13 protein-coding genes are annotated in these 14,351 nt (G+C 49.2%); all 13 read left to right on the top strand.

Annotation, left to right across the window (positions count from 1 at the left end; all coding sequences use genetic code 11):
* Positions 1-34: 34 nt before the first annotated feature.
* The 13 genes from GK091_RS06000 to GK091_RS05940 all read left to right on the top strand — a co-directional run bounded on the left by GK091_RS06000 (position 35) and on the right by GK091_RS05940 (position 14,338).
* Entirely contained in the window at positions 35-874 is an 840-nt protein-coding gene (locus GK091_RS06000) for an ABC transporter permease (protein ID WP_164035690.1), read from the top strand.
* An 84-nt stretch (positions 875-958) separates the two neighbouring features.
* Positions 959-2,215, top strand: coding sequence for an ABC transporter ATP-binding protein (locus GK091_RS05995; RefSeq protein ID WP_164035689.1), 1,257 nt, complete (start codon positions 959-961; stop codon positions 2,213-2,215).
* A gap of 40 nt (positions 2,216-2,255) precedes the next feature.
* Positions 2,256-3,350 carry a DegT/DnrJ/EryC1/StrS family aminotransferase gene (locus GK091_RS05990; protein ID WP_164035688.1) on the top strand — a complete coding sequence of 365 codons (1,095 nt, stop codon included), beginning with the start codon at positions 2,256-2,258 and terminating at the stop codon, positions 3,348-3,350.
* 41 nt (positions 3,351-3,391) lie between these two features.
* Entirely contained in the window at positions 3,392-5,488 is a 2,097-nt protein-coding gene (locus GK091_RS05985) for an ArnT family glycosyltransferase (protein ID WP_164035687.1), read from the top strand.
* 37 nt (positions 5,489-5,525) lie between these two features.
* On the top strand, positions 5,526-6,233 hold the full coding sequence (locus GK091_RS05980) for a WbqC family protein (RefSeq protein WP_164035686.1): 708 nt from the start codon (positions 5,526-5,528) through the stop codon (positions 6,231-6,233).
* Between the two features lie 61 nt (positions 6,234-6,294).
* Entirely contained in the window at positions 6,295-6,948 is a 654-nt protein-coding gene (locus tag GK091_RS05975) for an acetyltransferase (protein ID WP_164035685.1), read from the top strand.
* Between the two features lie 86 nt (positions 6,949-7,034).
* Entirely contained in the window at positions 7,035-8,219 is a 1,185-nt protein-coding gene (locus GK091_RS05970) for a glycosyltransferase family 4 protein (protein ID WP_164040589.1), read from the top strand.
* 10 nt (positions 8,220-8,229) lie between these two features.
* Positions 8,230-9,354 carry an acyltransferase family protein gene (locus GK091_RS05965; RefSeq protein WP_246202150.1) on the top strand — a complete coding sequence of 375 codons (1,125 nt, stop codon included), beginning with the start codon at positions 8,230-8,232 and terminating at the stop codon, positions 9,352-9,354.
* A gap of 50 nt (positions 9,355-9,404) precedes the next feature.
* Complete coding sequence (locus GK091_RS05960) at positions 9,405-10,412, top strand: glycosyltransferase family protein (RefSeq protein ID WP_164035684.1); 1,008 nt, start codon at positions 9,405-9,407, stop codon at positions 10,410-10,412.
* Between the two features lies 1 nt (position 10,413).
* On the top strand, positions 10,414-11,448 hold the full coding sequence (locus tag GK091_RS05955; RefSeq protein ID WP_164035683.1) for a glycosyltransferase family 9 protein: 1,035 nt from the start codon (positions 10,414-10,416) through the stop codon (positions 11,446-11,448).
* Positions 11,445-12,272: a DUF5672 family protein gene (locus GK091_RS05950; protein WP_164035682.1), complete on the top strand. Its 828-nt coding sequence runs from the start codon at positions 11,445-11,447 to the stop codon at positions 12,270-12,272. Before GK091_RS05955 ends, GK091_RS05950 begins: the two co-directional genes overlap by 4 nt.
* 9 nt (positions 12,273-12,281) lie before the next feature.
* Positions 12,282-13,304: a glycosyltransferase family 2 protein gene (locus GK091_RS05945; RefSeq protein WP_164035681.1), complete on the top strand. Its 1,023-nt coding sequence runs from the start codon at positions 12,282-12,284 to the stop codon at positions 13,302-13,304.
* Between the two features lie 17 nt (positions 13,305-13,321).
* A complete protein-coding gene (locus tag GK091_RS05940) occupies positions 13,322-14,338 on the top strand; it encodes a hypothetical protein (protein ID WP_164035680.1) in 1,017 nt (338 codons plus the stop codon).
* Positions 14,339-14,351: the final 13 nt, after the last annotated feature.

Below are 14,351 nucleotides of genomic sequence, written 5' to 3'. Positions count from 1 at the left end.
GGAAATCCACCTGCTAGTCACTATAACCAATACAATGAAAACACAGGAAGTAATTATAGAACCCGGTCGCGCAGAGCGGCATTATTGGCGCGATTTATGGCGCAATCGTGAATTGCTCTATATTCTGTCGATGCGTGACGTATCGGTTCGTTATAAGCAAACCGCTCTCGGCACGGCCTGGGGGTTGATTCGTCCTCTGACAACGATGCTTATCATGGTATTCGTTTTCAGTAAAATTGCCAAACTTCCTGCCGATCCGGGCGTTCCCTATCCGCTTATGGTACTGGGCGGGATCACGGTCTGGACGTTTTTCTCCACGGCTTTTACGCAGATCAGTAACAGCGTGACCCTGAATTCGAACCTTGTCACCAAAGTATACTTCCCCCGATTGCTTATGCCACTCAGCTCGGTGGCTGTCAGTTTTCTGGATTTTTTAGTATCATTGGGTTTATTTATTCTGCTGGCAATCTGGTATCGGTTTGTTCCTGACTGGCATCTGTTGCTTTTACCGGCGTTTATTGTAATGGCTCTGCTGGCATCTTTCGCTTTTGGACTATTTTTTGCCGTTGTCAATGTCAAATTCCGCGATATTGGTCAGTTGATTCCGTTCATTGTTCAGGTCGGTTTTTACGTTTGTCCGATTGCTTACAGCAGCCGGCTGGTCGCTGAGAAATCCAATGAATGGTGGGCCCCCTTTTACTGGTGCAATCCGCTAGTTGGTATTATCGATGGTTTTCGCTGGTCGCTGCTTGGCGAACGAGCGTATTTTAACCCACAGAGTCTCCTGGTATCAGCCACAATTGTAGGCGTTTGCTTATTTTTGTCTCTTTACTTTTTCCGGAAACGCGAAAACACATTTGTTGATGATATATAATAGTCATCGGTATCGGTCACTAGTCCCATGCTCACGTAAAGCAAACGACCAACGACCGATACTCATGACTAATACCTACAAGCTATGTCCGTCATTACTGTCGAAAATATAAGTAAGCACTACATCATTGACCACCAGAAGGGCAAGGGTGTGAATACCCTGCGTGATGTATTAACTGAAAACTTCCGGCAATTCTTCGGCAATAAAAAAGCAGAGGAAACGAAGACGCGGGAAGAATTCTGGGCATTACGGGACGTAAGTTTTTCGATCGAGCAAGGTGATCGCGTTGGTATTGTTGGGCATAACGGTGCGGGGAAATCGACCCTCTTAAAAATTCTGAGTAAAATCATTGAGCCTAGTAGCGGGTCTGTACGCATTCGTGGACGGGTTGCCTCCCTGCTTGAGGTAGGTACTGGTTTCCACCCGGAACTTACGGGTCGCGAAAACATATATTTGAACGGTTCACTCTTGGGCATGAGCCGTGGTGAGATCAAGAAGCAGTTCGATGAGATCGTTGCCTTTGCCGGTGTTGAAAAATTCCTTGATACGCCCGTTAAGCGCTACTCATCTGGTATGTACGTCCGCTTAGGTTTTGCCATTTCGGCTCACCTTGATCCCGAAATTATGATCGTGGATGAGGTACTGGCCGTTGGTGACGCTGAATTCCAGAAGAAAAGTCTTGGCAAAATGCGTGACAATTCAGCCAGTGGCCGGACCATTCTTTTTGTGAGTCATAACCTGACGGCAGTTCAGGCCCTATGTAACAAAACGCTCTATTTCGAAAAAGGGCAATTGCTGGAGCAGGGCGAAACCAATCAGGTCATTGCCACCTATCTGAGCAAAGTCTCCAAAACCCGACTGCTCCGGAGTTGGGATACGCCGGAAGAAGCACCGGGCAACGACCTCGTACGCATCAAACGCATCGAGTTGATTCCGGATTATCAGGATGAGTTGACGCACATTGATGTACGGACGCCCATGAAATTCCGGTTCGAGTTCTGGAACATGATGGATCGGGCCAACCTGAATCTGTCCATGCACCTGAATTCACTGACGGGGGAATGTATTTTCAACGTCGGAACACAGTCGAAGTCGTACGAAAAAGGATTGATCGCCGGGGAGTGTACTATTCCGGGCTTTTTTCTGAATGACGGTTCATACACCATCTCTATCATGGTTGTAAAAGATACCGTTACACCCCTGTATGTTATGGAAGAAGGCATTACCTTCGATGTGGAAGATTTCCGCGAAGGCATTGCCTGGTACGGCAAATGGCCGGGCTATGTCCGTCCACAGTTTCCGTTCGAGATGGGTATGCTGGAGCCAGCATCCTTAAAATGAGTGTTCACCAGTTGACTGTTGAACACTGAAAACCTGACCGATGATTAACGTCACAAAATCATACCTGCCCGATCTTGACGAGTACACGAACTATCTCAAAGGTATCTGGGAACGTGTACATCTAACCAATGATGGCCCCCTGCTGCGTGAACTGGAGGAAAAAATGAGGGAATTTCTGGGCGTAAAACACCTGAAATTCTGCACAAATGGCACAATCGTCCTTCAAATGGCTCTTAAGGCTATGGACATTACGAAGGAAGTGATTACGACGCCGTTCTCCTATGTGGCCACCACCAATGCGTTACTTTGGGAAGGTTGTACGCCTGTTTTTGCTGACATTCGACCCGACGATTACAACATCGACCCAGATAAGATCGAGTCGCTTATCACCGAAAACACGCAGGCCATTATGGCCACGCACGTCTATGGAAACGCCTGCCGGATTGAACAGATCCAGGCGATTGCCGAAAAACACAATTTAAAAGTTATTTACGATGCCGCCCACACATTTGGGGCGTCTTATAATGGTCGTTCGATTCTGAGCTACGGTGATGTAAGCACCTGTAGTTTCCACGCAACGAAAGTGTTTCATACCGTCGAAGGGGGTTGTATCGTTACGGACGATGATGCGCTGGCCGAAAAGCTGCAATTCTACCGCTCGTTCGGTCACCGCAATGATGACTACTACAGCATAGGTATCAACGCAAAAAACTCGGAATTTCATGCCGCAATGGGCCTGTGTGTTCTTCCCAAAGTTCCAGCGCTGATTGCCGCCAGAAAACAGGTGTTTAGCTGGTATGACAGCCGCCTGAACACTGAGCGAATTACCCGACCAGCACTGACCCCCGGTGTGGACTACAACTATGCCTATTACCCTGTCGTATTCGATTCAGAATCGACATTATTACGCGTAGTCGATGCATTGAAAGCGCAGGATATCGTACCCCGGCGGTATTTTTTCCCCTCGCTCAACACGCTACCTTTTTCGGTTGGCCACCAGCCCTGCCCGGTTTCTGAAGATGTATCCCTGCGCGTACTTTGCTTACCCTTATATCCGAGCCTGGAAGAAGAAGACGTCGATCGAATTGCAGCCATTGTAAACGAGATCGTTTCTGTCCTGAGCGAACCTGTGTAATGAAGTGACTGGCCACTTTCGTCAATCTTTCATTCGTTATCATGACTGTTTTCTATCTTATTCCTTTTTTTCTATTTCTCGTTTACGTCGGGCGACTTGCAACCGGAATCTGTCGTAAGTCGTTGACGGAGTGGCTGTTAATAACGTTTTTGCTGGGTGCTGGCAGCGTCATACTGAGCGGGTTTATTCTGTCCGCTCTGTATCAGACAGCAAATCCGCTAGCCTGGACAGGGTCAACGTTTATCATCGCAACGATCATCGGGCAGCTTCTGCATCGGCTGACAGCAACCAACGATCATCCCCGGCAGCAGCGATTTTCTGCCTTGCAGCTTATCCAGGAACGTTGGAAAACGTTCGTCGGCTGGTTTGGCGAGTTATCGCTGTTCCCAAAATTTCTGTTCTCCCTTCTTTTCGGAACGCTGCTCATCATCGCGTTTACGAACATACTGATTGTACTCTTCACAGTACCCAATGAATGGGATAGCATGACTGGCCACCTGAACCGGGTCATGCAGTACGTGCAGCGTGGAACGATGCGGCATTTTGGTGGTACGAACTGGAACATAGATACCTATCCAAAGAGCGTTTGTACGCTTCAGATCTATGCCTTTCTGATGACAGGCCGCTTCGAGAATGGGTTCAAGTTCATTCATCACTTGAGCTACTGGACTGCCATCGTTTCCATTTTTGGGATTGTGCAGCGAATCGGTGCCAATCGCCCGGCAGGCGTTCGGTTATCTGCCAGCTTTTTCTGTGCCCTGGCTTATGCCCTGTTGCCTGACTTTCTGATGCAGGCCATTACAACGGAAACCGACATTGTTCTGACAGCATACCTGAGCGTGCTCTTGTATATGCTGTTCACATACCGGCAGACCGTGTCGGAAGGTCACCCGGACAATCGGTACCTCTGGCTGGCTGGTATGGCGTTTGGTATCGCATTCGGGCACAAAATCACGTTTGCCCTGCTCCTGCCGTCGGTGTTCGTGATCATGATCTACACCGTTTTTCTGTCGCCATCACTGGCTATTACGTTTGGTCGCACCTGGCGATTGGCCATTGCCATTGGCCTATCGGTTTGCCTGTGGACGCTACCAACCGGCTATCTGAAAAACATTGAAGTCTTCGGTCACCCCATCGGACCACCAACGGCGCTGAAACACCAGTCGGTGGAGCGAGCGGGTTCCTTTAAAAACTTGATTGAACAGGGTAGCCGCAACGTGGTTCGCTATGGGTACGATCACGTCAACCTGGACGGTATTCGTAACCTTAAGGCTGGTGCTTCGTTGAATCACACGATGCGGAAACCGCTCGTTATGCTGGAAGACAAACTACACATGCGTCTGGACGAAGAAACCGATTTCTCGATTCAGCCGTTTGCCTTCGACCGGCGTTTCGTTTTCTACAATGCCAACCCTTATTGGGGTGTATTCGGTTTTGGCCTGATTTTCCCCCTACTGTTTCTGGTATTGATAGGCTACATTCGATCGACCGCCCATGTTTTCCTGGGAATAGCCTTACTGCTCCATTTTGCGGCCCTCTCCTATTCAGCCCCCTACGATCCATTCAAAGGCCGTTATTTCATCGAAACGGGCCTGTTTGGCGTTACGTTTCTGGCCCTGCTGTTCTTGCATCCCCGAACAACCGTAGCTACGCCAAAGCGCGCGGTCTGGAAAGGCTACGTCGGCTTCGTTACAATCTTGGGTTGCGTTTCCGCCCTTTTGACCGTGTTTCTGAATACGCGTGCCTTACCGTTCGGTTGGACTGCACCCGATGGCAAAACATTTCCCTCGGCTTTCAAATCAGAACGCATCCAGCAAATGACGCTTGGACGACCGGACGTTTACGCGCCTTACAAGCGATTTGACGAACTTGTACCAGCTACAGCCACGGTTGCTCTTGGCACCATAAATGATGATTACGAGTACCCGCTCTACGGTCAGCACTTATCGCGACGGCTTATCGCGATCAATCCATTTGAGCAGGGATTAAAGCCAATCCCGAAAGATGCCGATTATCTCTTTTTCGATAAAAGTGTCATTACGCCCCAACCCGGCGATATACGGCTAGGCACTGACACGACTATGCGTAGGGAGGTCATCGTGCCGGGTGAAGATTATTATTTACGAAAACTCAAGTAGCGACCAGCCCGCCAATACGGCCATACCCGATTTTATTATGACCTTAGCGATCATGCAGCCCTATTTTTTGCCCTACATCGGCTATATGCAGCTAATGAGTGCTGTCGATACGTTCGTGTTGTACGACGATGTAGCCTTTATCAATCGGGGTTGGATCAATCGAAATAAACTGCTCATCAACGGGCAGGAACACCTATTTACGGTCCCGCTGAAAGATGCCAGCCAGAACAAACGTATCAACGAAGTTCATCTGGCCGATGATCCTAAATGGCGCAGTAAGCTGCTGAAAACGATCGAGCAGGGCTATCGGAAAGCACCCTATTACGGAACGGTAATGCCGCTGACCGAAAAAATCATCAATTTTGCGACCGATTCAATCGCGGATCTAATTCATTTCAGCTTAGTCGAATTAAATCAGTATCTAGGCCTGACAACCCGGTTGGTTGCCTCCTCCACCGTCTACAACAACGGCCATTTGAGGGCACAGGAACGGATTCTGGATATTTGTCGGCAGGAAAATGCATCGCGTTACATTAACCCCATTGGTGGAACCGAGCTGTATGACAAGCCAACCTTTACAGCGGCTTCCATCGAACTGAATTTCATAAAAGCGAAACGGGTCGAATACCCGCAGTTTAATCGGAGCGGCAATGAGTTCATTCCCTGGCTGTCGGTATTGGATGCCCTTATGTTCAACGACGTGGCTGCCGTTCGGACGATGCTAGGCGAGTATGAGCTAGTTTAACCAAAGAGCGAACGACTGGACTAGTTACCAGATTGGTCTTTCACTTTTTCACTCTAGAAAAATGGCAAAAGTTATCATTTTCGGTGTGATGGATACCGCCGAGTTGGCACACTTCTATCTGACCAACGATTCAGACCATGAGGTAGTGGCGTTCACCGTTAGCCGGGAGTACCTGACCGGCACGGATTATAAGGGATTGCCGCTGGTAGCCTTCGAAGACGTGGAAACCCTCTTCCCTCCGCAGGATCACAAATTTTTTGCGCCGATGACGGGTCGCAATATGAACCGCAATCGCGAACGCGTCTATCTAGAAGCGAAAGCAAAGGGGTATGAATTCATTTCGTACATCAGCTCGAAAGCTACGCTCTTTGGTAATAAAATTGGCGAAAATTGCTTTATCCTCGAAGACAACACGATTCAGCCCTTCACCACGATCGGCAATAACGTTGTGCTCTGGAGCGGTAACCACATCGGCCACCACGGGGAAATTAAAGACCACGTCTTTTTCACGTCGCACGTCGTTATGTCGGGCCATTGTGTGATTGAACCGTATTGCTTCTTCGGCGTGAACGCTACCATTCGTGATTTTCTGCACATTGGAACGGGCACCCTAGTTGGTATGGCCACCGCGATCTATAAAGACACGGATGAGTGGGGCGTTTATATTGGCAATCCGGCCAAGAAGCTGCCCAAGCCAAGTCACGAAACTTACTAGGGCTATCGTTCCTGGTTACCGTCATCACAAGTTGTAGTGCCGGTAACCAGGAACGGTAAACAGCCTTACAAACCGTACATTGTCTTCTGAAAAAGCTACTATTAATCGGCCATGACGCCAATCGAGCCGGAGCGCCACTTGTACTGCTGAACATCATGCGCCTTCTGAAAGAGGAAGGCTTTCAGATGCATCTGCTGCTGGGTGAAGGTGGCCCGTTGCTGGACGACTATCGGTCAATATGCCCCGTTACGCTTTGGCCAACGCCGGATCGCTACGTTGTCGGGGTTCTAGCCGATAAGGTGCTGGGAAAACTAGGCTTGTGGAATCAATTTTACCAGCGTCAGATGCGGGAACGCCAGCAGGCGATTCGCGCATTGCTGGATCTGGATTCGGTAGATCTGGTACTGGTCAATACGGTTACCAGCAGCCGTTGGTTTAGCCAAATCGGTGTTCCGGACAAAACGCCCATTGTCACATTTGTTCACGAGTTGGACATGTCGGTTCGCATCTACACCCGCCCGGCGGAGCTGGCTCAACTACTGCACCGAACGAATCATTTGCTGGCCGTATCACAGGCAACGGCCCGGTATTATCAGGAGGAACACGGCTTTGATCCGGCGCGAATAACACTGTTTACACTCATTGACACCCCAACGCTGGAGCGTACTGTCCAGCAGGCTCGTCAGCAACCCAGTATCTATGAGAGACTGGGGTTGCCCGATAACGCCTTGATTGTTGGAGGTTGTGGAAATGCAGAATGGCGCAAGGGTAACGATTTGTTTATTCTGCTGGCCCGGCAGGTCATTGGCCGGACAGCCGGAGCACCAGTCCATTTTGTTTGGGTTGGCGTTCCACCCAGTTCGTTACGCGACGACCTGCTGCTGGATATTCGGAAGGCAGGTATGGAAAAACAGGTTCATCTGATCTCACCAACGCCGGACGTGCTGCGTTATATGAGCCGGTTCGATGTGTTCGTGCTCTGCTCGCGCGAAGATCCGTATCCGCTTGTTGTCTTTGAGGCCGGTTTGAGTGAAGTACCCGTCGTGTGTTTTGACAATGCGGGAGGTTCGCCCGAACTGGTTGAGGATGATGGTGGATTTGTGGTCCCTTACCTCGACCTAGATGCCATGAGCAGTCGTGTCGTAGACTTGCTCAATCAACCAGACCAGCGTCGGACGATGGGGAAACGACTCAGCGAGAAGATTCTCGAACGACATCCTGCCCATCAAAGCGTTGAAACTCTCGTAACTTTGTTCGCGAAACTAACGTAACCCATTACCGATGCCCAAGGTCCCGACCGGTCACATGCCCCAGTTAGATTCCCTGCGCACCGTTGCCGTGCTGTTGGTGATCGTATACCACTGGTTTCCGACCGGCGAAGGTGTCAACCGGTTACCCAACGGCACGATTGGTGTGATGGTCTTTTTTGTGATCAGTGGTTTTCTGATCACCCGGATTCTTATTGACAACCGGAATCGCATAGAAGCAGGGCAATCCAGGCTGACCGACACGTATCGTAATTTCTTCGTACGGCGTGCTCTACGGATTTTTCCGCTGTATTATCTGGCCATCACGGTCGTATGGCTGGCCTTCCCCGATACATCGGACATTGACGATCACCCACTCTATTATTACTTCTACGGCTACAACATTTTACTGCATAAGACTGGCAACTGGGCCGATATTCTTTCCCCCTTCTGGACGCTTGGTGTCGAAGAACAGCTGTACTTCGTCTGGCCCTGGATTGTGCTCCTGACGCCAAAGGCTTCCTTTCGATGGGTTATTATCGGAATGGTTGTTTGTGGTGTTTTATTCCGGGGTTACGGCTATTCGGTCGGTGATCTGGACGGGGTACTGACACCGGCCAGCTTCGATGCTTTCGGTTTGGGTGCCTTATGGGCTTACATCGTCAGCGAACGTCCGGACACGCTTCCCGATTTCCTGAAAAAGCTGACAACGGCCTCGGGGTTGGCTCTCCTTGGTTTCGTCACGTTTCTGTTTCTGCCCGGAAACAGTATATTGGTCGTCCTGTTACAGCGTTTATTTATCTCGATCCTGGCTCTGTTCATCATCGTTCGGGCCAGCCTGGGTATACAAGGAGTGGTCGGTCAGGTGCTCGACAGTAAGGCGCTGCAATACGTAGGTCGCATCAGTTATGGTATCTATGTTTTTCACATGATCGTGCCCGGTTTCGTTACCCCGTTTCTGATGCGCGTTGCCAACCGGGTTGGCCTTACCATAACACTCGGCTACTGGTCTCACAGACTCGTTAGTCTGGCTGCGTTACTGATTATCGCTTCGCTATCCTGGTATCTCTTTGAAAAGCCGATTAACGACTTAAAACGGTATTTTTCGTACACCAAATCAGCCAGTAAGCCAGTTGGTCAATCGGTCGGGCAGGGATAGACGTCTTTGCTTACACCGTTCGTTAACTGACCAGCTTCTTACCCGTACTTATGACACTTGCTTTCACTATCTGCTCTATAAACTATCTGGCTCAAGCCCGAACGCTGGGTGATTCATTAAAGGCGACGAACCCTGACTATTACTACATAATTGGTCTGGTCGATAAACTCAGCGAAGCTAATTTGCCCGACGAACTCATGCCCGTTTACCCGATGCTTGAGGTCGATCAGATTGGCATTCCCGATTTCGCAGCCATGTGTGATCGGTACGATATTACAGAACTGAATACAGCCGTCAAGCCCTTTTACATCGACTTTTTCTTCAAGAATAATCCTGACGCCACCGAAGTCATTTATTTCGACCCGGACATCATTATTTATCAGCCGCTTCAGAAACTGAATCAGGATTTACAGAAACATAGTCTGGTGTTGACCCCGCATACCTGTTCGCCAACGCCAGACTGGGAACGGCCGAATGAACAGCATCATTTAAGCACCGGCATTTTCAACCTTGGGTTCATTGGCCTGCGAAAGGACTCGACCGCTCAGGAATTTGTAGACTGGTGGAAAGATCGGTTGGTGTATGAATGTCGGATTGATTTATGCAATGGTCTCTTTGTAGACCAGCATTGGGTTAACTTTGCACCGGTTTATTACGACAATGTTTTGATCGATAAACATGTAGGTTATAATACGGCGTATTGGAATCTGCATGAACGATATATGTCTACCGATGAGAACGGACAATGGCGCGTAAACCAGACCGAATTTTTACAGTTTTTTCATTACAGCGGCTACAATCCGGATAAGCCAGACGATGTCTCTAAGTATCAGACACGTTATAGTTTTGCTCCTTCGGAAACACCCGGCAGAGAAAGGCCAGATGCCAAGCCGCTCTTTGATTTATATCGAAATCGGTTACTGGCAAACCACAATGAACAATACCGGAAATTTCCGTGTGTTTACATAAAGCCCCCAAAAGTATTGCGATACAAACGGGTCAGGAAGGTGTTGAAAGCGCCCTTCAACCAACTAATTGCGCTGTTAGAAACTCAATAATATGGCTTCATGGTCGAAACAGCGAGCACTTTGGATTCACCGGTACAACAAATACACCCATATTGTGGGCAAGTTCCGGTCATTCGTATGGAAATACATTTATCTGCGCTGGCTGAAATATAAGGCGGGAAATCGGCCATTGGTAGCCATTATTTTGTCGGAGCAAATGGGCGATATCATTGCCTGTGAACCCGTAGTGCGCGAAGTGCGCCAGCGTCATCCAGATGCCTATCTCATCTGGCTCGTGCGCAAACAGTACGTCGAACTGGTCAAATACCATCCTGATCTGGATAATTACCTTGTTGAGAAGTGCCCTAGCGAACGGGTGTATCTGCTACGAACGGGTATATTCGATACCGTTTACAACATGCATATTTCGCATCGCAAGTGCAAATACTGCCCCGAAGACCCCATCAACCCCACTGCCGACCAAATCGATCTCACGTTCGATAATTATTACAATCGTGGTGATCTGCTCTATATGTTTTCACAGGCTGCGGGCTTGCCAGCTTTGACCGCAGATCCGAAAATGTACATCCCGGAGAAAGTCCGTCAGCGCGTATCATCGCTGAACATCAGCGAAGCCCCCATTGTTATCCATTGTCAGTCCAGTCATGTTATGCGAGACTGGCCACCCGAAAATTGGAACAGGCTCGTCAGGTGGCTGCTCGACACCTATCCGTATCCAGTTATCGAGGTTGGGTTGGAGTCCGTAATTACCGAAAAACACCCCGGTTTCAGAAACCTGTGCGGCCAGTTAAGTCTGCTGGAAACAGCGGAGGTTATTCGGCAATCTCATTTGTTTATCGGTATCGATAGTGGACCGGCTCATATGGCCAACGCAACAGGAGCAACCAGCATTCTTTTACTTGGTCAACTGTTCGACTTTGTCGACTACCTGCCCTACTCCGGCCGGTACAAGCGCGGAGAAGATATCACCATTTTGAATAATTTTGGTCATCCATGCTCTGAGCTTCCATACGGCTGGGTGCAGGAAGCTGCTGCTCAGCGATTAGGCCAACCTAAACTTGTATGAAGAACACAGCAATAGTAAGCGCTGGCATAGTCATTCCTGTATATAAACCGACCCTAACTGAGTATGAGCACATTGCGCTAACGCAATGCATGCGGGTGTTGGGTACTTATCCGGTATGGTTGGCGGCACCTGAATCGCTCGACATTTCGCTTTATCGGAAATTATATCCAATTTTGCAGGTTAGAACGTTTGCCGATCGCTTTTTTACTGATATTCAGGCTTACAATAAGCTGATGCTTTCCGAAGAGTTTTACAAAGCATTTACGGACGTTGAGTATATTCTTATTCATCAATTAGACGCGTTTGTATTCCGCGATGAGTTGGCTGACTGGTGTAAAAAAGGATACGATTATATTGGAGCGCCGTGGCTTCGCGACCGGGACTTCACCAGCCGGTCAGACGAATTATGGTTCAACCTAAAAAAAAAGGTGGCAACGCTGCTTGACCTAAAAAAGCCAGACGGCGTGACACCGAAAGAAATAATCAGTCTAAACGGGGTTGGAAACGGTGGACTTTCGCTTAGGCGAATTCCTGCTATGCTTCGCTGGTTACATCGTTTCGAGCGTCGCATTGAACGATACGAGCGGATTCCTAATTATCACTACAACGAAGATATCTTTTGGGGCATCGAAATAAATCGGTATTGGCCTCTGCTGCGTATTCCTGATTACCAGATAGCCATGCGGTTTGCCATCGAATTCTACCCAAAACGAGCCGTTGAACATTATAATAACGGACAGCTGCCGTTTGGATGTCATGCCTGGGATATCCATGGCACGGATTACTGGCGACCGATTTTTGCTCAGTATGGTTACCAAATTTGATTGTTAAGAATGAAAAATCCGGTTCGACCGACTGTATCCGTTGCCTTGTGTACATACAACGGGGAAGCTTACCTGCCTGCACAGTGGCAAAGTCTACTCGACCAGCAACAGCTACCCGATGAGTTGGTCGTATGCGATGACCGCTCGACAGATGGCACGGTTTCGTTGCTTGAACGGTTAGCAGCCGAAGCACCGTTCCCTGTGCGGATTCTGGTTAATGAAACTCAGTTGGGCTCCAATAAAAATTTTGAACGTGTTCTGTCAGAATGCACAGGCGACCTGATTTTCATTTGCGATCAGGACGACTACTGGTTTCCCAACAAGATCAGTACAATGGTTGAGTATATGGGCAATCACCCTGATGATCAACTTGCTTTCTGCGATTCGTGGGTAACGGACGAGCACTTACAGGGTCGACAGAATCGATTCTGGACCTGGATTCGATTCGATGAAGAGGCTCAGAGACGCTGGCGGGAAGGCGAAATGATGGAGATAATGCTTGACGGAAATCGCGTTATGGGCTGTGCCACCGCCATTCGCCGTTCGTTTTTGAGTAAAGTGTTACCCTTTCCTGATGACGTACCCGGTTATATTTATGATGGCTGGATTGGTCTGGTAGCAGCCGCTTACAATACGATCCAATTCATTGATCAGCCTTTGCAGTTGTACCGAACCCATATCAAGCAGCAGGTCGGTGTGCGGCAGGAGGAGCCCGGTGAACGGGTGCGGGTCCGTGATCGGTTTATCCGGAATCGGACCATAAAGCTGGCTCCTTTACGCGAAAAGCAAGCTAAATTAGCCGCCATCAGTCAACTGCTGGCCGAGCGTGTATCGCCGGATACCCCTGGACTTCAACAGCTCCATCGACGGCTTTCTCACTATACAATGCGTAGTTGCTTACCACATGATCGGCTGCGACGATTGAAACCGGTTCTGGATAGCCTTAGACAGGGTAACTATAACCGCTATGCCGACGCTGCCGCTAACTGGTATGCTCCTTATCTGGCCGCTTTCGGCGATGTGCTTGAATAACTAGTTCTGACTCTGTTGTGCTGATAACTCTTTGTACGATCCAACAATTGCCGCAGGCGTTTGCGTTAGGTGATAGTTTCACGAACTACACAGCTAATGACAAAACGCATTCCGTTGTCATTGGATTAGTTGACGATCCCGCTCATCTCCCGGCTGGTTTCCAGTCACCTTACACGTTATTACCGGTAAGTGAACTACTCTCACCGGAACAACTAGCCAAGCTATCAGCCCAGTACACGCCAACTGAGTTTGCGGCAGCCTGCAAACCCGCTTTTGTTCAGGAAGCGTTTCGTCGGTTCACGGATGAGAACATCGTGGTCTACGCAGACCCGAACGTTCAGTTCTTGAGCACCTTAACGCCCATCTGGAATCGTCTTAGTACGGCTACCCTCCTGCTTACACCGCACATTACCCGTTCTCCGGCTAAAACGGCTAAGCCTGGCAGTGATTGGCCGGATGAGAAGTTCTTTCAGAATATCGGTCTTTACAGTGCTGACTTTCTGGCGTTTCGACGCTCAGATGAAACGAACAGGCTACTAGCCTGGTGGCGCGACCGGGTTGAAGAGCGGGCCTTTGTCAATTTCTGCAACGGGTTATGCACAGATCAGTTATGGTTAATGCATGTACCGGTTTTTTTCCAGGACGTAGTCTTGGTTAGAGATACAGCCTGGAACGTAGCGTTGTGGAATCTACCGGAGCGGCAGTTACAAAAAAAGGCTGGCTCATGGGCGGTAAGCGATAGCGATGAACCCTTGCTGTTTGTTAACGCAAAGGGGCTTTATAACGCCGATGAGGGGTTCTTCCCCCACCAGAATCGGCTGAACCTAAGCAATCGACCTGATGCCGCAATGTTGGTAGCGGATTACAGCAAATCCGTTTCTGCGCACAATAATCCGGTATTAATGACGATCAGACCAGCTTATGGCCAGCAACCTGAGCCTGTCGTTTTGAGAGGCTGGCGACACACAACGGTAGAAGCGATGCGGATCGTTACGCAGTTTGTCGACAGCGTGCCCTTACCCGTTCTACGCTGAATCCTTCATAGAG

The organism is Spirosoma agri (genome assembly GCF_010747415.1).
Classification (GTDB): Bacteria; Bacteroidota; Bacteroidia; order Cytophagales; family Spirosomataceae; genus Spirosoma; species Spirosoma agri.
The sequence above is the reverse complement of the archived record's forward strand: the minus strand, read 5'-3'. Positions and strand labels throughout refer to the sequence as shown.

What these genes read in the sequence shown, in the direction of transcription:
- GK091_RS06000 (WP_164035690.1), top strand. Translation starts at nt 35, where the DNA reads ATGAAAACACAGGAAGTAATTATAGAACCCGGTCGCGCAGAGCGGCAT.
- GK091_RS05995 (WP_164035689.1), top strand. Translation starts at nt 959, where the DNA reads ATGTCCGTCATTACTGTCGAAAATATAAGTAAGCACTACATCATTGAC.
- GK091_RS05990 (WP_164035688.1), top strand. Translation starts at nt 2,256, where the DNA reads ATGATTAACGTCACAAAATCATACCTGCCCGATCTTGACGAGTACACG.
- GK091_RS05985 (WP_164035687.1), top strand. Translation starts at nt 3,392, where the DNA reads ATGACTGTTTTCTATCTTATTCCTTTTTTTCTATTTCTCGTTTACGTC.
- GK091_RS05980 (WP_164035686.1), top strand. Translation starts at nt 5,526, where the DNA reads ATGACCTTAGCGATCATGCAGCCCTATTTTTTGCCCTACATCGGCTAT.
- GK091_RS05975 (WP_164035685.1), top strand. Translation starts at nt 6,295, where the DNA reads ATGGCAAAAGTTATCATTTTCGGTGTGATGGATACCGCCGAGTTGGCA.
- GK091_RS05965 (WP_246202150.1), top strand. Translation starts at nt 8,230, where the DNA reads ATGCCCAAGGTCCCGACCGGTCACATGCCCCAGTTAGATTCCCTGCGC.
- GK091_RS05960 (WP_164035684.1), top strand. Translation starts at nt 9,405, where the DNA reads ATGACACTTGCTTTCACTATCTGCTCTATAAACTATCTGGCTCAAGCC.
- GK091_RS05955 (WP_164035683.1), top strand. Translation starts at nt 10,414, where the DNA reads ATGGCTTCATGGTCGAAACAGCGAGCACTTTGGATTCACCGGTACAAC.
- GK091_RS05950 (WP_164035682.1), top strand. Translation starts at nt 11,445, where the DNA reads ATGAAGAACACAGCAATAGTAAGCGCTGGCATAGTCATTCCTGTATAT.
- GK091_RS05945 (WP_164035681.1), top strand. Translation starts at nt 12,282, where the DNA reads ATGAAAAATCCGGTTCGACCGACTGTATCCGTTGCCTTGTGTACATAC.